The sequence below is a fragment of the Leisingera sp. ANG49 genome, from assembly GCF_059694505.1.
This window is the reverse complement of the sequence record NZ_JCATZN010000003.1, coordinates 576,648-599,234: the sequence shown is the minus strand read 5'-3', so window position 1 is coordinate 599,234 and position 22,587 is coordinate 576,648. Positions and strand designations below refer to the sequence as shown.

The 22,587-nt window shown below is 63.8% G+C and carries 29 protein-coding genes; 12 read left to right on the top strand and 17 right to left on the bottom strand.

The window, feature by feature from the left end; translation table 11 throughout:
* Positions 1-109: 109 nt before the first annotated feature.
* Both rpmE and rplS read right to left on the bottom strand, forming a co-directional pair.
* Positions 110-331, bottom strand: coding sequence for a 50S ribosomal protein L31 (gene rpmE / locus AC58NV_RS13280; RefSeq protein WP_039132115.1), 222 nt, complete (start codon positions 329-331; stop codon positions 110-112).
* Positions 332-342: 11 nt separating this feature from the next.
* Positions 343-717, bottom strand: coding sequence for a 50S ribosomal protein L19 (rplS, locus tag AC58NV_RS13275; protein WP_019296661.1), 375 nt, complete (start codon positions 715-717; stop codon positions 343-345).
* A 393-nt stretch (positions 718-1,110) separates the two neighbouring features.
* On the opposite strand from rplS, the gene AC58NV_RS13270 reads away from it, so the two are divergent.
* Positions 1,111-3,189: a hypothetical protein gene (locus AC58NV_RS13270; RefSeq protein WP_497227550.1), complete on the top strand. Its 2,079-nt coding sequence runs from the start codon at positions 1,111-1,113 to the stop codon at positions 3,187-3,189.
* A gap of 38 nt (positions 3,190-3,227) precedes the next feature.
* Here the strand turns inward: AC58NV_RS13270 and AC58NV_RS13265 are convergent, their stop codons facing one another.
* The 12 genes from AC58NV_RS13265 to AC58NV_RS13210 form a co-directional block, all read right to left on the bottom strand.
* Entirely contained in the window at positions 3,228-3,563 is a 336-nt protein-coding gene (locus AC58NV_RS13265; RefSeq protein WP_497227549.1) for a YegP family protein, read from the bottom strand.
* A 106-nt stretch (positions 3,564-3,669) separates the two neighbouring features.
* A complete protein-coding gene (gene trmD, locus AC58NV_RS13260; RefSeq protein ID WP_497227548.1) occupies positions 3,670-4,479 on the bottom strand; it encodes a tRNA (guanosine(37)-N1)-methyltransferase TrmD in 810 nt (269 codons plus the stop codon).
* A gap of 173 nt (positions 4,480-4,652) precedes the next feature.
* A complete protein-coding gene (rimM, locus tag AC58NV_RS13255) occupies positions 4,653-5,156 on the bottom strand; it encodes a ribosome maturation factor RimM (RefSeq protein WP_497227547.1) in 504 nt (167 codons plus the stop codon).
* A gap of 153 nt (positions 5,157-5,309) precedes the next feature.
* The gene (bluB, locus tag AC58NV_RS13250; protein WP_497227546.1) at positions 5,310-5,948 is read right to left on the bottom strand and encodes a 5,6-dimethylbenzimidazole synthase; all 639 of its coding nucleotides are present in this window, start codon (positions 5,946-5,948) and stop codon (positions 5,310-5,312) included.
* Positions 5,949-5,952: 4 nt separating this feature from the next.
* Positions 5,953-6,321, bottom strand: coding sequence for a 30S ribosomal protein S16 (rpsP, locus tag AC58NV_RS13245; RefSeq protein WP_019296654.1), 369 nt, complete (start codon positions 6,319-6,321; stop codon positions 5,953-5,955).
* A 61-nt stretch (positions 6,322-6,382) separates the two neighbouring features.
* Entirely contained in the window at positions 6,383-6,691 is a 309-nt protein-coding gene (locus tag AC58NV_RS13240; protein WP_019296653.1) for a chorismate mutase, read from the bottom strand.
* 114 nt (positions 6,692-6,805) lie between these two features.
* Positions 6,806-7,408, bottom strand: coding sequence for a GNAT family N-acetyltransferase (locus AC58NV_RS13235; RefSeq protein WP_497227545.1), 603 nt, complete (start codon positions 7,406-7,408; stop codon positions 6,806-6,808).
* Entirely contained in the window at positions 7,408-7,926 is a 519-nt protein-coding gene (locus AC58NV_RS13230) for a GNAT family N-acetyltransferase (protein ID WP_497227544.1), read from the bottom strand. The genes AC58NV_RS13235 and AC58NV_RS13230 overlap by 1 nt, the downstream gene beginning before the upstream one ends.
* Before the next feature lie 61 nt (positions 7,927-7,987).
* Positions 7,988-8,554 carry a GNAT family N-acetyltransferase gene (locus AC58NV_RS13225; protein ID WP_497227543.1) on the bottom strand — a complete coding sequence of 189 codons (567 nt, stop codon included), beginning with the start codon at positions 8,552-8,554 and terminating at the stop codon, positions 7,988-7,990.
* A gap of 140 nt (positions 8,555-8,694) precedes the next feature.
* Positions 8,695-9,246, bottom strand: coding sequence for a GNAT family N-acetyltransferase (locus AC58NV_RS13220; RefSeq protein ID WP_497227542.1), 552 nt, complete (start codon positions 9,244-9,246; stop codon positions 8,695-8,697).
* 2 nt (positions 9,247-9,248) lie between these two features.
* A complete protein-coding gene (ffh, locus tag AC58NV_RS13215) occupies positions 9,249-10,769 on the bottom strand; it encodes a signal recognition particle protein (protein ID WP_497227541.1) in 1,521 nt (506 codons plus the stop codon).
* Positions 10,770-10,793: 24 nt separating this feature from the next.
* On the bottom strand, positions 10,794-11,462 hold the full coding sequence (locus tag AC58NV_RS13210) for a hypothetical protein (protein ID WP_497227540.1): 669 nt from the start codon (positions 11,460-11,462) through the stop codon (positions 10,794-10,796).
* Between the two features lie 276 nt (positions 11,463-11,738).
* On the opposite strand from AC58NV_RS13210, the gene AC58NV_RS13205 reads away from it, so the two are divergent.
* Positions 11,739-13,646, top strand: a complete 1,908-nt coding sequence (locus tag AC58NV_RS13205; protein WP_497227539.1) for an elongation factor G — start codon at positions 11,739-11,741, stop codon at positions 13,644-13,646.
* Positions 13,647-13,875: 229 nt separating this feature from the next.
* Positions 13,876-14,403, top strand: a complete 528-nt coding sequence (locus tag AC58NV_RS13200) for a prolyl-tRNA synthetase associated domain-containing protein (protein ID WP_497227538.1) — start codon at positions 13,876-13,878, stop codon at positions 14,401-14,403.
* On the opposite strand, the gene AC58NV_RS13195 is transcribed toward AC58NV_RS13200, so the two are convergent.
* Positions 14,400-15,152 carry an aspartate/glutamate racemase family protein gene (locus AC58NV_RS13195; protein ID WP_497227537.1) on the bottom strand — a complete coding sequence of 251 codons (753 nt, stop codon included), beginning with the start codon at positions 15,150-15,152 and terminating at the stop codon, positions 14,400-14,402. The genes AC58NV_RS13200 and AC58NV_RS13195 overlap by 4 nt on opposite strands.
* Positions 15,153-15,275: 123 nt before the next feature.
* Complete coding sequence (locus tag AC58NV_RS13190) at positions 15,276-15,857, bottom strand: FMN-dependent NADH-azoreductase (RefSeq protein WP_366660914.1); 582 nt, start codon at positions 15,855-15,857, stop codon at positions 15,276-15,278.
* 124 nt (positions 15,858-15,981) lie between these two features.
* Between AC58NV_RS13190 and AC58NV_RS13185 the strand changes: the two genes are divergently transcribed.
* The 3 genes from AC58NV_RS13185 (at position 15,982) to AC58NV_RS13175 (ending at position 18,244) form a co-directional block, all read left to right on the top strand.
* Positions 15,982-16,860 (top strand): LysR family transcriptional regulator, encoded by an 879-nt coding sequence (locus tag AC58NV_RS13185; protein ID WP_497227536.1) that lies wholly within the window; start codon positions 15,982-15,984, stop codon positions 16,858-16,860.
* Positions 16,848-17,753, top strand: a complete 906-nt coding sequence (locus AC58NV_RS13180) for a DMT family transporter (protein ID WP_497227535.1) — start codon at positions 16,848-16,850, stop codon at positions 17,751-17,753. Before AC58NV_RS13185 ends, AC58NV_RS13180 begins: the two co-directional genes overlap by 13 nt.
* A gap of 80 nt (positions 17,754-17,833) precedes the next feature.
* Positions 17,834-18,244, top strand: coding sequence for a universal stress protein (locus AC58NV_RS13175; RefSeq protein WP_497227534.1), 411 nt, complete (start codon positions 17,834-17,836; stop codon positions 18,242-18,244).
* A 9-nt stretch (positions 18,245-18,253) separates the two neighbouring features.
* Here AC58NV_RS13175 and AC58NV_RS13170 read toward each other — a convergent pair whose 3' ends face one another.
* Positions 18,254-18,598 carry an ArsR/SmtB family transcription factor gene (locus AC58NV_RS13170; RefSeq protein ID WP_039186793.1) on the bottom strand — a complete coding sequence of 115 codons (345 nt, stop codon included), beginning with the start codon at positions 18,596-18,598 and terminating at the stop codon, positions 18,254-18,256.
* An 86-nt stretch (positions 18,599-18,684) separates the two neighbouring features.
* Between AC58NV_RS13170 and AC58NV_RS13165 the strand changes: the two genes are divergently transcribed.
* The 6 genes from AC58NV_RS13165 (at position 18,685) to AC58NV_RS13140 (ending at position 22,461) form a co-directional block, all read left to right on the top strand.
* Entirely contained in the window at positions 18,685-19,581 is an 897-nt protein-coding gene (locus AC58NV_RS13165; protein ID WP_497227533.1) for a DMT family transporter, read from the top strand.
* Between the two features lie 195 nt (positions 19,582-19,776).
* Positions 19,777-20,121: an AtpZ/AtpI family protein gene (locus AC58NV_RS13160; RefSeq protein ID WP_175392902.1), complete on the top strand. Its 345-nt coding sequence runs from the start codon at positions 19,777-19,779 to the stop codon at positions 20,119-20,121.
* A gap of 40 nt (positions 20,122-20,161) precedes the next feature.
* The gene (locus AC58NV_RS13155) at positions 20,162-20,962 is read left to right on the top strand and encodes a F0F1 ATP synthase subunit A (RefSeq protein WP_039132155.1); all 801 of its coding nucleotides are present in this window, start codon (positions 20,162-20,164) and stop codon (positions 20,960-20,962) included.
* 89 nt (positions 20,963-21,051) lie between these two features.
* Positions 21,052-21,288 (top strand): F0F1 ATP synthase subunit C, encoded by a 237-nt coding sequence (locus tag AC58NV_RS13150; RefSeq protein ID WP_008553903.1) that lies wholly within the window; start codon positions 21,052-21,054, stop codon positions 21,286-21,288.
* 83 nt (positions 21,289-21,371) lie between these two features.
* Positions 21,372-21,899, top strand: coding sequence for a F0F1 ATP synthase subunit B' (locus tag AC58NV_RS13145; RefSeq protein ID WP_497227532.1), 528 nt, complete (start codon positions 21,372-21,374; stop codon positions 21,897-21,899).
* Between the two features lie 4 nt (positions 21,900-21,903).
* Positions 21,904-22,461 (top strand): F0F1 ATP synthase subunit B, encoded by a 558-nt coding sequence (locus tag AC58NV_RS13140; RefSeq protein WP_019296634.1) that lies wholly within the window; start codon positions 21,904-21,906, stop codon positions 22,459-22,461.
* Positions 22,462-22,587: the final 126 nt, after the last annotated feature.

Below are 22,587 nucleotides of genomic sequence, written 5' to 3'. Positions count from 1 at the left end.
GGCTGTCTTTCCCGCGGGGTGCGCATCCGGCCCCAGCGTCAGGAGAAAAAGAAAGAAGGCTGCCCGTCCGGGGCAGCCTTCGGGAGTTCTGCAAAATACGGCAGGCGGCTTAGAAGCCCAGGCCTTCGTATTTCTTCTTGAACTTGGACACGCGGCCGCCGGCGTCCAGCAGGCGCGAGGTGCCGCCGGTCCAGGCCGGGTGCACGGTCGGGTCGATGTCCAGAGCCAGCTGATCACCCTCGGAGCCCCAGGTGGAGCGCATCTTGATGATGGTGCCGTCGGTCATTTTGACGTCGATGAAGTGGTAATCGGGATGGGTGTCTTTTTTCATGATACCGCTCCTTAGGCTTTCTTGGGCTTGTAGTTCGCATCTTCTGCGATACGGGCCGACTTACCGCGGCGGGCGCGCAGGTAGTACAGCTTGGCGCGGCGGACGCGGCCGCGGCGCACCACTTCGATCGAGTCGATGTTGGTCGAGAACAGCGGGAACACACGCTCCACGCCTTCGCCGAACGAAATCTTGCGGACGGTGAACGAACCGGCAATGCCCGAGCCGTTTTTGCGGCTGATGCAAACGCCTTCGTACATCTGCACGCGCGAACGCGAGCCTTCGGTCACCTTGTAGCCGACACGGATGGTGTCACCGGCTTTGAAGTCGGGGATCTCTTTCCCCAGGGCGGCGATCTGTTCCGCCTCCAGCTGTGCGATCAGGTCCATCGCAACTCTCCTAATCTGCCTGCGGTTCATTCCGCAGAGGTTTGTGCCGTCATGAGAGCTCCTGGTCTTCACCGGGTCCCGCCAAAGGCAGCCCGCCAGAGATCACGCCGTCTGTTCCTTGCTGCTGGCGGGCTGGATCCGGAAGGAAACCGAAGAAGATTTCCATGGCTGATCCAACAGCCAGCGGCCCGGGGCCGATTCCCGGCACCAGACGAGCGGCTTTTATGCCTGCCGGGCCAATGTTTCAAGGGAATTTTGCGGCAGCGGTCTGAACGCAGGCGGTGATTTCATTTTGATCGGGTGCCGATCTGCGGTTACCGTTCAAATACAAAAGTTTACGCGGCGGGAAGATAAACAAGCAGCCGGGCGCGCCTCACCAGGGAGGGAAACAGCATGCCATTTAAGAAGACCGACGTTTTCAACAGCGAACAGACTTACAAGGCAGAATTGAAGAAGGAGCTCAAAAAGCTGGATGCCTCGCTGAGTGATTTCTACTTCTACGATGAGGTCACGCTGAACGGGGCTGCTCAGTCTATCCTTATTGTCGGCGAGGTGTCTGCCCCCCTGCTGAAGGAGTTGAAGTCCAAGGCCAAGCAGCGGGCCGTCGGGCAGTGTTTCGTCGAAGGCAGCACCCTGAAGCTGAGCCTTGTGAAGGGCAAGATGCCTGACAAGAAGCTGAAACCGCTGATGAAGGGCACCCAGTTCGACTACAAGATGGTGGCCGCAGACCTTGACGCAGGCGGTGAGGAAGACCCGGACAAGCGTTTCCTGAAGCGCCTTCAGGCGGTGGAAAGCCGGTTCGACAAGATCAAGGGCAGGATTACGGATGACGAGCGCAAAGAGCTGCGCATCCTGTTCGGTCAGATAGAGGAGCAGAAAGACACGGATCAGGCAAAGGCTGCCAAGACCCTGATCGCCCTCAACACCCGAATGGAGGAGCTGATCAAGCTGATCGGTGGCGGCAAAGAGGCCTCCAAGGAAGAAACCAACGCCAAGACCCGGCTTAAGGCCACGACCGCCCGGTTCGACAAGGTCAAAGGCAAGATCATGGATGACGAGCGCAAGGCGCTGCGCCAGCATTTCGGAGCTGTCGCGGAACATTTGGAGAAAGGCGAATGGCAGCAGGCCTATGCCCGGCTGGAGGTGCTCGACAAGGAAATGGTCGGTTACGTGAAGGCGGCGCTGGCGTCGGATGAGCAAGACGCGGAAAAGCGCAGCGAGGAGTTCGCGCAGTCGGATAGCGGCAAAGCAGCCAAGATGCTGGCCAGCCGGATCAAGGAGGAAATCGCGAAGCTGGGCAAGCTGGAAACGGCCGTGACCCGCGAAGCCGGGGTGCTGAAGGACTTGCAGGAAACCCTGTCAGGGCTGACCAAAGCCAAGGACATCAGCAAGAAGCAGCAGCAGGTCGACGCCAGCGCCGAGCGGCTTGAGAAGGCCAAACAGGTGCTGGAGCAGTCCCGCGGCCAGCTGCTGAAAAATGTCGAGGAGCTGAAGGCCGAGAAGCTGGAAAAGGAAAAAGCTTTTGTCACAGCCTTAGGCAATATCAAATCCCGCATCACGGCTTTGGATGAAATGCTGGACAGCGTGCCGGTGGATCAGGCCCGCAGCCAGATCGAGGCGCTGATCAAGAAGCAGGCCGAGGCGCAGCAATGGCAGGAAGAGCGCATCAAGGCAGAGGACGGCGGCGAAGGCCACGGCACCGGCCGCCACGGCGCGCAGACCGGCATGGAACGCCAGGCGATGCGGGCCTCTTCGCAGGACGGGGTGACCCCGGATCAGAGCGGCAATTCCTCCGGCACCGCGCAGGTGACCGAGAAGTGGAACAAGGTGAAAATCACCTATACCGAGGAGGACGGCAAACGGGTGATCGCCAACCGCTCGGAAGTCGAAAAGCAGATCGCAGCCAGCTTTGACCGCAAGCAGTACAGCGGCGGCAATGCCTCCATGTGGGCAACCCCGGTGCTGGAAAAGGAAGCCTTCGACCGGGCCACCTCCATCGCCGCAAAGTTCAAGGGGTTCACGCATTATGCCACCGGCAAAAAGACCCAGGCCAATCAGGTTACGGACGAACTGACCTCGCTGACCTTGAAGATGGGGCCGCCGGCCTCGGCGCCGGGCTGGGGTTATGCGCTCAAGCGTGACGGAGCTGCCGTTTCGCTCAACGATATCAAATCCGCGGTTTCCGACTTTGAACAGGGCAAATCCAGCCTGGATGACATGTTCAAGGCCCTGAACGTGAAACTGGTTGAAAAATCCGGTGGCGACGGTGTGAAGATGGTGCCCCACTGCCTGGTTGTGCTGACCCGCTCGTCCACGGCTGGCGACTGGAAGTTCAAGACCCACTTCCCGGATGACCGGCTGGGCAGCAGTGATATTGGCTGGGAAACGGAGCGGAACCAGTCCAAGGGCGATGTCACCTTCAAGCAGGGAACAACGCTGACGGTCTGGAAAAACAATAAGATGCCGAACTAGCCGGCTGCGGCCGGGCCCGGACAGGGCCCGGTGCTGTTTCAGGCGGTCTGGTCGTCCAAAGCCGCGTCAGGCGCGTTCTTCTTGACCGACTCGATGCCGTTATCGCGGCCAGAGGTACTGGTGTAGCTCTGTGAGGTGCCGATCACCTGGCCATTGGTGGCCTTGAGGTTGAACATATGTTTGCCGGCCGCGGTTTCCTTGCGCTCATAGCGCGCGTCGTCGCCGGCATTCTTGCGGACCGATTCAATACCGTTCTCGGCGCTGGCCTTCTGCTTGTAGCCTTCGCTGGCCAGAATGTTCTCGCCGTTGCCTGCCTTCAGGCGGAAGCGGAATTCGCCTGCGTTGTCGGTGTAGAGTTCAAATTTCCCAGCCACCCTGCTGTCTCCTGTCATTTAACTTATGCAGGAGGAGTAAAACACGGGTTCGCCAATGCGGCAACGGCTTGCATTGGGGAAAAGCCAGGCTGGTGCGTCACTTGCGCTATGGCTTGCCGCTATCCTTGGAGCGGATGTAGGCCTCCCACAGGTCCGGGCGGCGGGCCTTGGTGATCTCTTCGCTCATCCCGTGGCGCCAGTCTGCGATCTTGCCGTGATGGCCGGACATCAACACATCAGGGATTTCCCGGCCTTTCCATTCGGCAGGGCGGGTGTATTGCGGGTGTTCCAAGAGGCCGGAGGAAAAGCTCTCCTCCTCGGTCGAGGCGTGGTTGCCCAGAACCCCCGGGATCAGCCGAACGGTGGCGTCGATCAGCGCCTGCGCCGCCAGTTCACCACCGGTCATCACGAAATCGCCCAGCGAGACCTCCTGAATGCCGTAGTGCTCCAGCACCCGTTCATCGACGCCCTCGAACCGCCCGCAGAGCAGGGTGATGCCGTCGCATTGGGCAAAATTATGCATCATCTGTTGGTTCATCGGCCGTCCGCGCGGGGTCAGGTAGACCAGGGGCCAGTTGCCGCGGGTATCCGCCATCGTGTGTTCGATCGCTTCGCCCAGCACATCGGCGCGCAGCACCATGCCGGCGCCGCCGCCTGCGGGCGTGTCATCGACATTGCGGTGCTTGCCAACGCCGAATTCGCGCAGATCGGTGGTCTCCAGCTGCCAAAGGCCCTCCTGCAGCGCCTTGCCGGTCAGGCTTTCGCCCAGCACACCGGGAAAGGCCCCTGGAAACAGGGTGATGATCTTGGCCTTCCACACGCCTGCCAGGTCCGGCGTCGGCGTCATCAGCTCACGCGGTTTCAGCGTGGGGCGGATGGCCTTGCGGCCATGGGAGCGGGAGGGCGTGTCTGTCATGGCGTCCTCTTAGGCGATGGCGCGCTGCGAAGAAAGCGGAGTTATGCGAGGCTCTGCCTCGCGCTCCGGGATATTTTCGGCCAGATGAACAAGAGATCCAGTCTTCTTCTGGCAGGTAGTATCCTGGGGGTGAGCGCCAATGGCGCAAGGGGGCAAAGCCCCATATGCACCTTTCAGAACAATCCTTCGGGCGGGTCGGCGACAATACGGCGCTGGGTCAGATCCACGGTTGGCACCGCTTCCAGGGTGAAGGGCAGCAGCACGGTTGTCTTGAGGCCGGGGCCGTGGATCTCCAGCAGGTCAGAGGCGCCGTGGTTCTGCACCGATTTCACCGTTCCCAGCAGCGTGCCGCCGGTGTCATAGACTTCCAGCCCGATCAGGTCGGTGTGGTAGAACTCGTCATCCGGCAGCTGCGGCAGCTGATCGCGGCGGGCAAACAGCCGCAATCCCTTGATAGCGTCGGCCTCTTCCTTGGTTTCAACACCTTCCAGCAACGCGGCAAAGCCGTTCTTGATCGGGCGGGTGATGGTCAGGGAGTAGGTCTTGGTCCCGTCCTCATTGCTGAGCGGCGAGTACTCCTCGATCTCTTCCGGGATGGCACAGAAGCTCTTGAGCCGCACCTCGCCGCGCACCCCGAAGGACCCGGAAATGGCGCCTACGCAGATCAGATCGCTCATGCTGTCAGTCCTTTGCACAGAACCCCGCGCGCAGCCATTGGCCGCCGGATTGTTCGCAGAGTTCACTTTGATGGTTGCGTTCAAAGAAGATGCCCGCGGTAAAGGCCACTGCAACAAAAAACACAAGCCTTATCAACCGTCCCATGACAGGCCTCAGCGGGTTTCAAGCGGCAGGTCCGCCATCCGGCTTTCCCAGCCGGTTTCTTCCAGTTCCGGCGTGTCCGACAGCCGCTCCGGGTAGCCGATGCAGAAATAGCCGATCAGCTGCCAGCCTTCGGGGGCGTTCAGATCGCGGTTCAGCTGCTGGGGGTCCAGCACCGAAACCCAGCCCAGCCCCAGTCCTTCGGCGCGCAGCGCGAGCCAGAACAGGGTGATGGCGGTAACCACTGAATAGCGGCGCATCTCCGGCATGGTGGCGGCGCCCAGGCCGTGGCCCTGGGTGGTCTCATCGTCGCAGTAGACCGCAAGCTGCACCGGAGCATCGCGCATGCCGGACAGTTTCAGTTCCGCGTAACGCTCAGCCCTTTCGCCGGAATACCCGGTCAGCGCCTGGGCATTGGCGGCTTCGAAATTCTTCAGCGCAGCGGCGCGGGCGGTTTCGCTCTCCACCCGCAGGATGCGCCAGGGTTCGCTCAAGCCCACCGAAGGGGCGAGCGGAATGGCAGAGAGGCAGCGCATCAGCACTGCCTCCTCCACCGGATCGCTGCGGAACCGGCGCACGTCGCGCCGGAGCCGCATCAGCAGATCAAGCTGGCTGCGGAACTCCTCGGGAAAAGCGCCCCGCAGCTCCACGGAATTATTCCGCGTCTGCAGCTGCTTCGGCGGCTTCAGCGGCCTTTGCAGCTTTCTCTTCGGCGCGCTCCTGGGCTTTCTTGCCCGGGGTGCCTTTTTTCGGGTTGCTGCGCTCGGCCTTGGCACGGACGCCTGCGGCTTCCAGCATGCGGGCGATACGGTCGGTCGGCTGCGCACCCTGGTCCAGCCAGTGCTGCACGCGCTCCAGGTCCATTTTCACGCGGTCTTCCGAGTCTTTCGGCAGCAGCGGGTTGTAGGTGCCCAGCTTCTCGATGAAGCGGCCGTCGCGCGGCATGCGGCTGTCAGCAGCCACGATGCGGTAGAAGGGGCGTTTTTTGGAGCCGCCGCGGGCCAAACGGATTTTCATTGCCATGGGTACATCTCCTTTGATGGCATTGTCCGGGGTATGCCCCGGTTGTTCCTGTTGTTCGTTGTTATTCTTGGTGTTTCTTGTGGTGGCGGATGACTTCATCAATGATGAAGTTCAGGAATGCCTTGGCGAATTCAGGGTCCAGATCGGCCTGATCCGCCAGGTCTTCGAGCCGTGCGATCTGGGCCGCTTCGCGGGTGGGATCGGACGGGGGAAGGTCGTGTTCGGCCTTGAGCCGGCCCACCGCCTGGGTGTGCTTGAACCGCTCGCCCAGAGTATAGACGAGGATTGCATCCAGACGGTCGATGCTTTCGCGGTGGCCCTTCAGCAGCGCGGCTGCGCGGGCAACGGGATCTTGGATATCTGTTGTCATCGGGGTCTCCGCAATACAGCAGGGCGGGGTGCCGTCGAGGGGGTGCCAGGCGTGCACCGGCTGTGCACCACCTGTGCACCGCCGCAGCGCAGCATCCGGGAAATCGCGCGCAGTTCAGTCAATGGCCCAGCCCTCCGGTTTGAAGAGCGGATCGGCGTAATGGCTGATTTCCATTTCGATCCCATGTCCAATCTGGCTGTCCTTCAGGGCGTCCGGTGCGGGGTGGCGGTAGACGGCATCGTTGCCGTCAATGGTGTCGGCACCGTGGTCCTTCCGGGCGCCGAGCCGTTCCGCGAGCCGGATCGAGTCGAGATTCTTCGGGTCGATATAGCTGACCGCAGTCTCCCAGCCCAGATTTGAATAGAAATGCTGGCGGGCGGCATGGGCTGCCTCCAGCGCATAGCCCTTGCCGGCGGCGCCGGGCCAGATGATCCAGGCAATCTCGCGCTCCGGCCAGCCCGCGGGCTGCCAGCCGCCGGCCATGCCGTAGGTCTCGTTGCTGTCCTTGTCGTGGATCATCCACATGCCGAAGCCGCGCACCTGCCAGTGGCCGATCTCGGCGGCATAGAGCATCCAGGCCTCGTAGGGGTTCAGCGGCCCGCCCATGAAGCGGGAGCGGTAGGAGCTGAAGGTGGCCTTGAAGTCGGGGTAATCCTGCGCCTCGGGGCCGCGCAGCACCAGGCGGCGGGTTTCGATCACCGGGATGTCAAACGGCATCAGGCGGCCTCCCCTTGGCTGGGGTGGCGCCAGACCTGGCAGGGGATGCCCATGACGGTGCCTTCGCGCTCGTACCGGGCGCCCAGGCGCTCGGCAAGTGCAAGCGAACGGGTGTTGGCAGGATCGATATAGGAGATCACGCCATCAAGACCGAATTGCTTGGCGCCATAGCTGCGCGCGGCTGCTGCAGCCTCGAAGGCGATGCCTTTGCCTTCGGCCGAGGCATAGAGGTGCCAGCCGAGTTCTGGCTCGTCCCAGCCTTCGTGGTACAGGAAACCAGTGCGCCCAAGCGGGGTGCCATCTGCCTTGTCCGCGATCGTCCACATTCCATAGCCGCGGGCGGCCCAGTGGCCAAGGCTGGTGCAGAAGCCGAACCAGGCATTTTGGCGGTCTTGCGGCCCGTCGACATAGCGGCTGCGCTCAGAGGCCAGGAAAGCGGCATGCGCCTCGAAATCCCCGGTGCGCGCAGCGCGCAGCACCAGGCGTTCGGTTTCGATCACCGGGATGTCAAACGGCATCAGCGCGCTCCTTCCAGCGGAAGGGCGCGGCAAGGCCGGGATATGACCCGGTGCAGGCGCATCAGTGCAGCAGCCCTTGTGCAGCGCCGGGGCTGGCCGGACGGGACGAGGGCATATGGCGCCAAGCGCGGATGTTGGGCGCAGGCTGCAGCCGGAAAGATGCCAGCCGTTCCGGCTGGGCGCCGACGCGGCGGGCCAGCGCGATGGAGGCCTCGTTTTCCTCCGGCACGTAAGAGACGATGCTGTCCCAGCCGGCCTCGGCAAACAGCCAGTCCAGCACGCAATGAACCGCTTCGCTGGCATAGCCCTTGCCCCCGCCGGTCTCCATCAGGTGCCAGGACAGTTCCGGTTCCGGCCAGCCCTTGGGGAACCAGGGGCCGACCAGGCCCACGGTGCTGCCGGTGCTGCGCTCCACCACGGCAAACAGGCCGTAGCCGTGCAGGTGCCAGTGGCCGATGATGGTGGCGATCGACCACCACAGGGAATCGGAATCATCCGCCGCATTGATGAAACGCGGCGCGCCCGGTGCCAGGAAGGCGGCCTGGGCGTCGAACTCCGGGTCCGCCGGAGAAATCAGCATCAGCCGCTTGGAAAGCAGCCGCGGATACCGCTGTTGCGCGTCTTTCATGTCATACCCCATTGCGCGGGCGGCGGGCCGCCCGGCGTCTTTTTCACCCATCCGGTGAAGGAGTATCTGAGAGACTGCGTAATATTCCGTTAAACGGCCGCGGCCTGCGGCGGTCCGGACAGCGCGGATCTGGCGGGAGGTCATGCGTAGGCCTCCATCCCGCCGTCGCAGGGCGCGTTGGGGGCAGGGTGGCGGTAAACCAGCTCGCGCCCGTGTTTCGGGTTGTCGATTTTTTTTTCGAATACGGCACCCAGCCGCTCGGCCAAAGCCACCGAGCGTGTATTGCCGGGGAAGATATTGGAGCTCAGCGCCGGCAGGCCCATGACTTCATAGGCGTGGGTGCGCGCCGCCAGGGCCGCCTCGGCCATGATGCCGCGGCCTTCTCCCGCCGGGAAGGCAACCCACCCCAGTTCCGGTTCCGTCCAGCCTTCGGGCTGCCAGATGCCGGTGATGCCAAGCGCCTCGCCGCTGTCCTTGCAGGTGATGGTCCAGAAGCCGAAGCCGCGCATCGCCCAGTGGCCCACCGACATGGTGAACCAGCGCCAGGCCTCGTTGCGGTCGAGCGGCCCGCCGAACCCCCAGGAGCGTGCTTCATCAGCGAAGAACGCAGCCATCGGGCCGAGATCCGCCGCCTCCGGTCCGCGCAGGACCAGGCGTTCGGTTTCAAGCTGAGGGATGGCGGGGAGCTGCATGATTACTTCTTCTTGCCGAAGCCGCTGAGGCCCGCGGGCAGGCCCATGCCACCGCCGAGGCCGGGGAGGCCGCCGGGCAGGCCGCCTTTGCCGCCCATCGCCTTTGCCGCCGCTTCCAGCGCCTTGGGGTCCATCTGGCTGGGATCCATGCCGCCCATATCCGGCATTCCGCCTTTGCCGAACATGCCCTTCATGGCCTGTTTCAGCATCTTGCCTTTGCCCATTTTGCCCATCTTCTTCATCACATCGGCCATCTGGCGGTGCATTTTCAGAAGCTTGTTGAGGTCGGAGACCTCCATGCCGGAACCGGCCGCGATGCGTTTCTTGCGGGAGGCCTGCAGAAGTGCGGGGTTGGCGCGCTCTTTCTTGGTCATCGACTGGATCATGGCGATCTGGCGCTTCAGCACCTTGTCGTCCATGCCGGCGTCCTGCACCTGCTTGGCCATTTTGCCCATGCCGGGCATCATCTGCATCATGCCCTCCATGCCGCCCATCTGGAGCATCTGCTCAAGCTGCATCTTCAGGTCATTCATATTGAAATGACCCTTCATCATGCGCTTCATCATCTTCTCGGCCTGTTCGGCCTCGATGGTTTCCTGTGCTTTTTCGACCAGCGCCACGATGTCGCCCATGCCGAGGATGCGGCCGGCGATCCGGTCAGCCTCGAAGGTCTCCAGGGCGTCCATCTTCTCGCCCAGGCCGACAAAACGGATCGGCTTGCCGGTGACGGCGCGCATCGACAGCGCGGCACCGCCGCGGCCGTCGCCGTCCATCCGGGTGAGAACAACGCCGGAGATGCCGATCTTGGCGTCGAATTCTTCTGCAACTTCAACGGCCACCTGGCCGGTCAGGCCATCGACGACCAAGAGGGTCTCGCGGGGGGAGACCACGTTGCGGACGTCTTCGACCTCCTGCATCAGCACTTCGTCGATATGCAGGCGGCCGGCGGTGTCGAGCATGTAAACGTCATAACCGCCAAGCGTCGCCTGCTGCTTGGCGCGTTTGGCGATGTCGACGGGTTTCTGGCCGGGCACGATGGGAAGGGTGTCGACGCCGATCTGGGTGCCGAGCACCGCCAGCTGGTCCATCGCCGCCGGGCGGTAGACGTCGAGCGAGGCCATCAGGACCTTTTTGCCCTCTTTCTCCTTCAGCCGTTTTGCCAGCTTGCCGGTGGTGGTGGTCTTACCGGAGCCCTGCAGGCCGACCATCAGGACGGGGGCAGGCGGGTTGTCGACCTTGAGCTTGCCGGGGTCTTCGTCGCCGCGCAGCACGTCGACCAGCGCGTCATGCACGATCTTGACGACCTGCTGGCCCGGGGTCACCGATTTGGTGACCGCCTGGCCGGTGGCCTGTTCCTGCACTTTCTTGACGAAATCGCGGGCAACCGGCAGCGAGACGTCGGCCTCCAGCAGGGCGACACGGACTTCGCGCAGGGCGGATTTGACGTCCTCTTCGTTCAGGGCGCCCTGTTTGGTCAGCCGGTCAAAGACGCCGGAAAGGCGTTCGGATAGATTTTCAAACATGCCTGCGGCCTCCTAATGCCGGTTTCAACGTGTGGCGCCCCCGTATGTAGGGGACAAGCGAACCATGCGCAAATGCCCCCACGGGCGTAACACGCTGGTGGGGGGCGATCCCTGGCACGGGCAGGGACCGGAAGACTCGGGTTCTTCCGGATGTTGGGGCGGGGGTAACGCGGAATGGGGGGCAGAGTCAACCTTTGCGGGGCCGCTGGCGGGGAGCCATGCGTTTATCGCATCGCTCAGCCGCTGGGCGCCGCGGCCGCTGGTGTAGGCCTCGACCACCGGGTGGCGGCCGGCGCTCATGCCGCCGTCCAGCACCAGGACGGGGCGGTAGAGGGTGCGGGTGCCGCCCTCGCTGCGGCTGGTGGTGCTTTCCAACTCGGCGTGGGACAGGTCGGCGAGGCGGTGCTCTACCTGGCTGTAGCCGAACACCGACTGGCGGCGGATCATGATGCTGCCGTCAGGGCGGTCGAGGATCACCTGCACCCGGCGCACGAACAGGCAGAAGGCTAGCGCCCCCATGCCGCCGCCGGCCAGGGCAAAGACGAGGCCTGGCAGGATCAGGTCGCCGCCCTGGCTGAGCATGCCGAGGCCGGCGCCTGCAAAGACCAGAATGAAAACCGCTAGCATGATGCCGATCAGCCAGGGCGTGTCGGACAGGATCAGCTGCTCAGGCGTGTTGCGGGTGATATTCATGACGTCAGCTTACTTGGGGGCAGCCCCGGGGAGAGGGGAAAGTGGCGCCCAAAACGTCAAAACCGTGCGCGCGGCGCCGCCGCTACGCCCTCTGCACGCTTGACTCGGGGGGCGGCGCTTGGCCAACATCGGAAGACTGGCCCATGCTGCCCACTCAGCGGCCGGGCCTGCTCAAGCGAGCATCGAGGCAGATCTTCATCACAGGCATGGCGCGCGATCCCGCGCGCCCGCAAACCTTGGCGGGCAGCCGCATTAGCTAAGGGAGGATCTGAGAACATGCGCGTTTTCACTATTCTGGGACCGTCGCAGTCCGGCAAATCAACGCTGGCCTCGGCGCTGGCCAATCTGGGCGGCGCTGCGGGCAAGCGGCAAGAGGTTGCAGGCGTCGCCGCTTTGCAGCCTTTTTCATTTATGGACGAGGACTGGGCTGCGATCGACATCGCGGGCGGGGCCGACAACCTGGCGCAGGCGGGACCGGCATTGGCTGCCAGTGATGCTGCCGTCCTCTGCGTTCCGGCTGACGCCGGCGCTGCGGTGCTGAGCGCGCCGTATCTGCGCAAGCTGGAGGAGGCGGGCATCCCCGCCTTTATTTTTGTCAACCGCATGGACCAGGCGGCGGACCGGGTGGCGGAGATCGTTGCCGCGCTTCAGGCCTATTGCAGCCACAACATCATCCTGCGGCAGGTGCCGATCCGCGAGGATGGGCAGGTTGTGGGTGCTGTGGATCTGATTTCCGAGCGCGCCTGGCAGTATCAGGAGGGCAAGCCCTCGGCGCTGATCGAGCTGCCGGTGGCGATGTATGCGCGCGAGCAGGAGGCCCGCACCGAGCTTTTGGAGGCGCTGGCGGATTTTGACGACACGCTGCTGGAGGAGCTGATCGAGGATCAGCAGGTGATGGCGGAGGAGGCCTATGAGGTGGCCACCAAGGTGTTGCAGCACAACGACCTGATCCCGGCGCTGATGGGATCGGCGGAGCACAAGAACGGGATCATGCGGCTGATGAAGTCGCTGCGCCATGAGGCGCCGGATGTGGGTGCGGCGCTGGAGCGGCTGTCGCCGGACGGCAGCGTTGTGGCGGTCGGCTGCATGGCGGATCTGGTCAAGCATCTGGGCAAGACGGTGATGGTGCGCGCATTTGACGGCAGCGTCGGCAATGGCACCCCGGTCGGGGGCGCGGCGCTGGGGTCGCTGACCGGGGTCGGATCAGCCGCAAACACCAGCCTGACGCCGGGCGATATGGGGCAAGCGGTGAAGTCGGACCATCTGAACCTGGGCTTTGCCTATGGCCGCGATGGCGCGGCGCCGCTGCCGGACTGGGCGCAGCCGCGGCCCTCGACCTTCCGTCGGGTGATCACTCCGGTGCATGAGAAGGACGACGCCCGGCTGTCGGGCGCTCTGGAGCGGCTGGCGGAAATCGACCCGGCGCTGGTGGTGGGGCAGGACGAGGCCAGCGGCCATGTGTTGCTTAACTTGCAGGGGCCGCTGCACATGCGCCGGATCAAGCAGGCGCTGAAGGATGAATTCGGTGTCGAGGTGGAGGAAGGGCCGGTGCCGCCGGCCCTGCGCGAGACCATCAAGAAACCGGTGCAGGTGCATCACCGCCACCGCAAGCAGTCCGGCGGCGCCGGCCAGTTCGCCGATGTGGTCATAGAGGTGAAGCCTTTGCCGCGTGGCAGCGGCTTTGTGTTCGAGGAAACGGTGAAGGGCGGCGCGGTGCCCAAGAACTACATTCCCTCGGTCGAGGCAGGCGCGCGCGAGGCGCTGGCGCAGGGCCTGAACGGCCACCCGGTGGTGGATGTCTGCGTGACGCTGAAGGACGGCAAGCATCACTCGGTCGACAGTTCCGACTATGCCTTCCGCACCGCAGGCAAGAATGCGGTCCGTGAGGCGCTGACAGAGGCCGGCGCGGTGCTGCTGCAGCCGATCATGCGGGTGCACATCCATGTGCCGTCGGTGTTCACCGGCGGGCTGGTGCCTGTGGTGAGCGGCATGAAGGGGCAGATCCTGGGCTTTGATGCCGAAGACGGCGTCGCCGGCTGGGATGTGTTCGAGACGCTGCTGCCGATGTCGGCGCAGGACGATCTGTGCAGCACGCTGGCCAGCGCCACCCGTGGCACCGGCTGGTTCAGCACCGATTTCGACCACTACGAGGAAGCGCGGCGGGCGGATTTCGCCGAGGCGTAATGCGGCAAGGAATGGTGGGAGGACAGCCGTGACCGGATCGGTGGGCGGAAACGCCCGCCCTGCGGCGTGGATTGGTAGGGTGGGCAATATGCCCGCCACCCGGCGCGCGGTCTGCCCGCCCGCTTGAATTGGCGCAAAACGGGGCGCAGGGGGCGGAACAGCTCTTGCGCCCTGCGGCCGTTTTTTGTGATCTGCGCAGCAACTCGACACTGGCTTGCGGAGAAAGATCATGGATGCCTCATCGGCCTATCAGGACAGCCTGCCCATTTCCTCGGATGCGCTGCTGAAGCAGCTGGACGATTGGGGCATTGCCTACCGGCTGCATACCCATGTGCCGCTGCGCACGGTGGAGGATGCAAAAGGCGTCGAGGAACAGTTCATGGTGCCGGGCGAAAACGCGCTGCGGCTGAAGAACCTGTACCTGCGGGACAAGAAGAAGCGGAACTACCTGGTGACGCTTCAGCAGGACCGCGAGATCGACCTTAAAGGCCTGGGTGCGGAGATCGGCGTGGGCAACCTGTCATTCGGCTCGGCGGACCGGCTGCTGGAGAACCTCGGCATCCGCCCGGGCGCGGTCAGCCCGCTGGCGATGATCACCGGCGCACAGAAGGGCGTGACCTTCTACATGGACGCGCAGGCGCAGGAGGCGGATGTCATCTATATGCATCCGCTGGTCAATGACCGCACCGTGGCAATGAAGCGCGATGACGTGATGACGTTCTTTGAAAAGACCGGCGCCGAGGTGAACTGGGTCTAACCGCCCCTTTCCTCCGCCAGCGCGAGGTCCAGCGCCGCGGCCACATGGGCGGCGGAGGGGTTCACGAACAGGAAACCGCCGACCTCGAAGCTGACATCGTCGATGCGGTCCGGGAAGGCCAGCGGCAGCTCGGTGCAGGCCAGCAGGATGGCGGTGCCAGGCCGGGCATGTTTGCTGCAGAACCGCAGCAGGCGGTCCTGCGCGCCACTGGCCGCGCCGCCGTAGAACTCCTCGTCGACCATCGCTTGCATTTCGGCGATCTCGGCGTCCGGCAGGGCATCATTCGCGCTGATGCCGTGTTCGGCAAGCACCTTGGCGTAGTTATGGGCCTGCATGGTGACCGCCGTGCCCAGTACCAGCGCCTGAGTGGCGCCGGTTGCGGCGGTGGCCCTGGCGGCAGCGTCGAAGATGCTGAGGATCGGCATCATCACACCCTCCTTGATTGCATGCAGCCGGGCGTGCGGGGTGTTCGAGGCGATCAGGGCGAAATCGCAGCCTGCGCGCTCCAGCGTCAGCATCGCCTCGCGGAAGACGGCGTCGAAGGCGGCCCAGCTGGCCTCATCCCCCGGGCGGCCGCGCAAAGACCGTGTCTGGGCCTGCACCACGGATTCGATGGTGACCGGCGGCACCGGCAACGGCGAGCCGGCACCGCGGTCCGCAAAGAACCTTCCGGCGCCTTCGCAGATGGCGCGGTAATAGTCGATTGTGGAGGCCCAGCCGACGCCGCCCAGAATGCCGATCTTCTTCATGGGAATGCCTGTGGTTTGAAATGCTGATGCGGGCAGACTGGCACATCGGAGCGCTGGCCGCCAAACGCAAAAATACCGCCAGCCGGAACGGCTGGCGGCAGTTGCGCCGGACAGTGCAGGGGATCAGGCTGCCAGCGCTTCGATCTGGGTTTGTGCTTTGGCCAGGGCGCCCTCGGCGTCGATCGACATGGCGTCTGCCGCCACGATCTCAACGTCGGTGATGCCGATGAAGCCCAGCACATGGCGCAGATAGGTGGTGGCAAAGTCGATGTCGGACCCCGCCTGGGTGCCGCCGGAGGCCACCGCAACGATGGCGCGCTTGCCTTCCAAGAGGCCGATGGGGCCGGATTCCGTGTAGCGGAAAGTGACGCCGACGCGGGCCACCAGGTCGATCCAGGCCTTCAGCGTGGAGGGCACCGAGAAGTTGTAGATCGGCGTGCCGATCACGATGGTATCGGCCTGCTTCAGCTCCGCAATCAGCGAGTCGGAAAGGGCGAGCAGCTGTTTCTGCTCGTCGCTGCGCTGGTCTGCCGGGGTGAAGTTGGCCCCGATCCAGGCGCCGTCCAGCAACGGCAGCGGCGCGGCCAGGTCGCGGCGGACCACATTGCCGGCGCCAAGGCGGCTGACGATCTGTGCGGAGAGGTCCCGAGTGACCGAACCTTCGGTACGGGCGGAGGAGTCGATATGCAGAACGGTGCGGGTCATTTTGGTGTTCCTGTGCTTGTTGCTGACAGGAATTTGGGGTATTGCAAATTCGAACGCAACGCCGCAAAACTCACAGCGAGTGTGCATTTGCGCGCATGATGCGCGGAGCGGCAAGGAGGCTGCCATGGAAAATTGGGATGAAGTCCGCACCGCCTATCAGGTGGCCCGGATGGGGACCGTGAGCGGCGCCGCCGAGGTGCTGGGCGTGCACCATGCCACGGTGATCCGGCACATCGACGCGATCGAGGCGCGGCTGGGGGTGAAGCTGTTCCAGCGCCATGCCCGCGGCTACACCCCGACCGAGGCCGGCCAGGATCTGTTGCGGGTGGCACAGGCGACTGACGACCAGTTCAGCCAGCTGGTGGGCAGGCTGAAGGGGCACGGGGACGATGTCTCCGGCGAGCTGGTGGTGACCTCGCTGGCCTCTTTTGCACCGATGCTGGTGCCGGCGCTAAAGGACTTTCAGGACATGCATCCGGACCTGATCATCCGCTATCTGACCGGCGACCGTCTCTTCCGGCTGGAGTACGGCGAGGCGCATGTGGCGATCCGGGCGGGCAATGCGCCGGACCAGCCGGACAATGTGGTGCAGCCCTTCATGAAGCAGCAGATCGGGCTGTATGCGTCCAAGGCTTACGTGGAGAAGTACGGCGTGCTGAAAGGGGTGGAGGACATGCCCAACCACCGGTTCATCGGCAATGACGATGAAAACAGCCGCGCGCCGTTTTCGCGCTGGCTGCGGGTCAATGCGCCGGCGGAGGCGATCTCCTTCCGCTGCTCGAACGGGTTCACCATGCAGAATGCGGTGCGCAGCGGCGCGGGTATCGGGTTCATGGCGGCCTGGGAGGCGCGGCAGCAGCCGGACATGGTGGAGATGATGGCGCCGGAGGAAGAATGGGAAGGCACCCTGTGGCTGGTGACCCATGTGGACCTGCACCGCACCACCAAGGTGCAGGCGTTTCTGAAATTCCTCAAGGAGCAGGCCAAGGAATGGCAGCTGTGAGCGAGGCGCTGCGCGGGCATCTGGCGATGCTGCTGTTCTCGGCGCTGGTGGCGGGATCGTTCTCGCTGGGCGTGATGGTGGCAAACGAGATCGCGCCGGCGGCGCTGAACGCGGCGCGGTTCGGCATCGCCGCGGTGGTGATCGGCGCCGCGGCGCTGGCAACCACCGGGATGCGGCGGGTGCATTTCCAGGCGCCCTGGCGGTTCGCGGTGCTGGGCGGGCTGTTCGGCGGCTATTTCGTGCTGATGTTCTACGGGCTTCAAACCGCGGCGCCGGTCAGCGCGGCGGCGGTGTTCACGCTGGTGCCGGTGATGAGCGCAGCGTTCGGCTGGCTGCTGCTGCGGCAGGTGACCACCCGCTGGATGGCGCTGGCGCTGTCGATCGGCGCCGCTGGCGCGGTCTGGGTGATCGTGCGCGGCGATCTGGGGGCGCTGGCGGCGTTCCAGATCGGCCAGGGCGAGATCATCTATTTCTGGGGCTGCGTGCTGCATGCGATCTACACGCCGATGGTGCGCAAACTGAACCGGGGCGAGCCGGCCGTGGTCTTCACCTTCGGGATGCTGCTGGCGGGCGGCGCGCTGCTGGCGGCGTTTGGCTGGCAGGACATTCTGGCCACAGATTGGATGCGGCTGCCGGGCATCGTCTGGATCGGCCTGGTCTACCTCGCGGTCTTTGCCAGCTCTGCCACCTTTGTGCTGCTGCAATACGCCACCCTGCGGCTGCCATCGGCCAAGGTGATGGCCTATACCTACCTGACCCCCAGCTGGGTGATCCTGTGGGAGATCGCGCTGGGCCGCGGCGCGCCGCCGGGCATGGTGCTGATCGGGGTGGTGATGTCGGTGGCGGCGCTGGTGATGCTGCTGGAAGGCGACGCCAAGCCGGTGCGGGCCTGACCGCTTGCGGTGAGTCAAGAAAGATCCCTTGTTTTTCGCTATACTGGTCCTGAGGGACGTGCCAGGAGAAGGAGGGAGAAATGTTCAAGCATATCATGGTGCCCGTCGACCTGCACATGCCCCCGGCGGTCAAGAAAGCCCTGAACGTGGCCACGGATTTTGCCAGGAACCACGGCTCGCGGGTGACGCTGGTGCATGTGACGGATCAGCAGGTTGAAGGCGCCCACACCCTGGGGCCGTCCGGCGAGGAACTGGCAGCACTTGCCAGCAAGATGGCAGAGAGCAGCGGCACAAGGGTCGAAGCGCTGCCGATCCATTCTGTGGATGTCGGATCAGAGATCGACTCCATCCTGGCCCGGACCGCGAAGGAACTGGAGGTGGACCTGATCGTGATCGCGACGCATATGCCCGGTATCCTGGACTATGTGTTCTCGTCCCACGCCAGCCATCTGGTGCTGCATTCCGAAATTTCGGTGTTCGTCGTCCGCTAGGTCAGACCCCTAGGTTTCGGACGGGGCATCCTCTGACAGGTGCTCCGCCTCCAGGAAGCGTTCGAAGGCATCCAGGTTCACCGGCTCGAACTGGCCGAAGCCCTGCATCCAGACAGAGGCGGCCCGCATCGCGTCGGGCTGCAGCTTGCACCATTTGACCCGGCCGCGCTTCTCCTGCGCGATGAGGCCTGCGCGGGTCAGGATCGTCAGATGCTTGGAAACTGCCGCCAGCGACATCTCGAACGGTTCCGCCACGTCAGTCACCGCCATGTCGTCCTCAAGCAGCATGGTGAGGATCGCCCGGCGGGTCGGGTCGGCCAGGGCCGCAAAGACAGTGTCGAGGGTGTCGCTCATGCCTCCACTCCTATCCACAGCCCGGGGATTTGACAATCTGTCCCGAGCCGTCATGGTAGCGCCTTTCAGGCGCGGAGATTGATGGCATGGCATTGAAGTACTGGCTGGTGATCTTCATCCTCGGCATCGGCTGGGGCATGTCTTTCATGTTCAACGCCATCCTGCTGCGAGAGCTGGGGCCGCTGTCGGTCTCGATGGGGCGGGTGGGCTTCGGCGCGCTGGGCTGCTGGATCTATGTTCTGGCGGCGCGCAAGAAGGTGCCGGCGGGCATGGGACGCTGGCTGGCGCTGTTCGGGTTCGGCGCGCTCAGCTATGCCGGCCCTTTTGCCTTCTACGCTCTGGGGCAGCAGCATATCGCCAGCGGTGTCGCCGGGATCGTCAACGCAACCACGCCGGCGCTGGCGGTGGTGGTGTCGCATTTCTGGCCGGGCGGCGAGCGGGCGACGGTGCTGAAGTCGCTGGGGGTGATCTGCGGTTTCCTGGGCATCGTGCTCCTGTCGCTGCCATTGCTGCAGGGCGGCCAATCGTCGGAGGTCTGGGCGGTGCTGATCACCCTGTGCGCGCCGCTGTGCTATGCCTTCTCGGTCAATATCGCCCGCAGCTTCCGGGACATGGAGCCGGTGGTGCTGGTGGCGATTGCGCTGACCGGCTCCACAGTGGCGATTGCCCCGCTGGCCATCTGGAGCGAGGGGCTTCCCCATATCACCCGGATGGAAACCTGGGCGTCGCTGTTCGTGATCGGCTTTGTGCTGACCTCGGCGGCCTTCATTGCCTTCTACTGGGTCTTGCCCAAGGTGGGGCCGACCAACATCACCATGCCGACGCTGATCGCGCCGGTCTCGGCCCTGTTTCTGGGAACGTACATTCTGGGCGAGACGCTGCTGGCGGAGCATCTGTGGGGCATGGCAGCGATCCTGTTGGGGCTGTTGCTGATCGACGGGCGGATTGTGCCCTGGCGGCTGGTAAAGCGGCCTGTCCGCTAAAATCAACCTTTCGGTTGAATATGGATTCCGGACAGGTTTGGCGCTAACGGCGGCTGCGGCAGAGCGGCGCGGCGCGCGCAGGTTGGGGTAATTTAATTCTAAAACAACATGTTAGGCGCAATCTGAATCTTCAATCCTTGTAATTGACTCCTAAGCCCCGTGGCCTTAGCACCCTGCATAGAAATTCGCGTGAGGATGGCGCCCGTGACCGACGACGACCAAAAGCAGCGCATGGCGCAGCTGGAGGAGAAGCTCGCGGCGGCGCGTAAGGCCCAAGAGCCCAAGCCGCGCGCGGATGAGCATTATTCCCTGGCCAATCAGGCCTGGCGGATGGTGATCGAATTGGTGGCCGGTCTCGGGATCGGCTTTGGCATCGGATACGGGCTGGACCATCTGTTTGGAACCCTGCCCATCTTTATGGTGCTGTTCATAATGCTGGGCCTGGCGGCTGGGGTGAAGACGATGCTTCGCACCGCGCAGGAGATCCAGAAAGAGAAACTGGCCGAAGAGGCCGACAAAAATGCGCAAGACCGGGATTGATCCGACGGGATCGGCGACCGGCGACAGGAGAAGCGGACCGATGGGCAAAATTTTCTTTTTCGCAGCTCTGGCACTGGTAGTTGTGTCGGGTCTGATTTTCGCTCCGGCGGAAGCAAAGCTGGCGATCCACCCGATGGATCAGTTCCAGGTGAGCGCGCTGTTCGGCGATCACATCTCCTGGTACACTCCGACCAACGTGACCCTGTGGATGGCACTGGCCGTTGCCGCCGTGTTCGCGCTGCTGGTGCTGGGATCCTCGCGCCGCGCCATCGTGCCGGGCCGCGCCCAGTCGGTTGCGGAACTGGCCTATGGCTTCATCTACAAGATGGTTGAGGACGTGGCCGGCAAGGACGGCGTCAAGTTTTTCCCCTACATCATGACCTTGTTCATGTTCATCGTGATGGCCAACTTCCTGGGCCTGATCCCCGGCTCCTTCACCACCACCTCGCACATCGCGGTGACCGCGGTTCTGGCGGCGCTGGTGTTCGTGACCGTGACCGTGGTCGGCTTTGTCAAGAACGGCGTTGGCTTCCTGGGCCTGTTCTGGGTGTCGAGCGCGCCGCTGGCGCTCCGCCCGATCCTGGCCATCATCGAGCTGATTTCCTACTTCGTGCGCCCCGTCAGCCACTCCATCCGTCTTGCCGGTAACGTGATGGCGGGCCACGCGGTTCTGAAAGTGTTCGCAGGCTTTGCCGCGGCACTGGGCATGTTCAGCTTCCTGCCGATCTTTGCCATCACCGCTGTCTACGCACTCGAAGTTCTGGTGGCCTTCATCCAGGCCTACGTCTTCACCATCCTGACCTGCGTGTACCTGAAGGATGCGCTGCACCCGAGCCACTAAGGCCAGGATCTGAAAAGCTAAGCGGGCGGCGCCCTGACCGGGCCTGCCCACCCTAGAAATCACCACATTCCATCGTAAGGAGAGAAATCATGGAAGGCGATATCGCACAACTCGGTCAGTTCGTCGGCGCAGGCCTGGCAGCAATCGGTTCCGGCGCAGCCGCAATCGGTGTGGGCCACGTGGCTGGCAACTTCCTGGCAGGCGCTCTGCGTAACCCGTCGGCAGCTGCCGGCCAGACCGCAACCCTGTTCATCGGCATCGCGTTTGCAGAAGCACTGGGCATCTTCTCGTTCCTGGTCGCTCTGCTGCTGATGTTCGCCGTCTAAGACCTTAGGAACCTATTTCCTTACGGCCGGGCAGTGCAGATCCTGCGCTGCCCGGTGTAACGGCAAGTTCCTGGGAGGACGACATGGCATCAAATACGCAAGAGGCAGCACACGGCGGCGGTTCCGCAATGCCGCAGCTGGACTTCTCGACCTTCGGGAACCAGATCTTCTGGCTCGTGGTCGCCCTGGTCGTGATCTACCTCATCCTGTCGCGCGTCGCGCTGCCCCGCATTGCTGCGGTGCTGGCCGAGCGTCAGGGGACCATCACCAACGACCTCGCCGCGGCTGAAGACCTGAAAGCCAAGGCTGTCGAGGCCGAAGACGCATATAACAAAGCTCTGGCGGATGCCCGTGCGGAAGCGCAGCGCATCGCTGCCGAGACCCGCGCAGAAATTCAGGCCGGGCTGGATGAGGCCATCGCCAAAGCAGACGAACAGATCGCTGCCAAGGCCGCCGAATCCGAGAAGGCTATCGCCGAAATCAAGGCTGGCGCGCTGGAAAGCGTGAAGGCCGTGGCCACCGATACCGCAGAGGCGCTGGTTTCTGCTCTGGGCGGTTCGGCAGACAAAGACGCAGTTGCCGCGGCAGTTGCCGAGCAGACGAAAGGATAAGGACATGCGCAATATTCTCGCTCTTGCCCTGACCCTTGGCGCGGCTTCGCCCGCGTTTGCTGCCGGCGGCGGCATGGACCTGTCCAACACCAACCTGGTTGTTGCGCTGGCGTTCATCCTGTTCATCGGCATCCTGCTGTTTGCCAAGGTGCCGTCGCTGCTGGCTGGCCAGCTCGACAACCGCGCCGAAGGCATCCAGAAGGAACTGGACGAAGCCCGTGCGCTGCGTGAAGAGGCCCAGACCGTTCTGGCGTCTTATGAGCGCAAGCAGCAGGAAGTTCAGGCCCAGGCCGACCAGATCGTGGCTGCCGCCCGTGACGAAGCTGCCCGTGCAGCTGAGCAGGCCAAGGCCGATCTGCAAACTTCCATCGCCCGCCGTCTGGCGGCTGCCGAGGAGCAGATCGCTTCGGCAGAAGCTTCGGCTGTGAAGGAAGTGCGCGACCAGGCGATCTCCATCGCTGTTGCCGCTGCGGACCAGGTGATCTCCAAGCAGATGACCGCCGCCGAGGCCAACAAGCTGATCGACGCCGCCATCGCGGATGTGGACGCCAAGCTGCACTAAGCGCTGGCTGATACAGACAAGTTAAAAGAACCCGGTCCAGAGCGGCCGGGTTTTTTTGTGCCCGCAGGTGGTGGGCGGAACTGCGCACCCTACGGGGCTGGCATGGCTGTAGGGTGGGCAATTTGC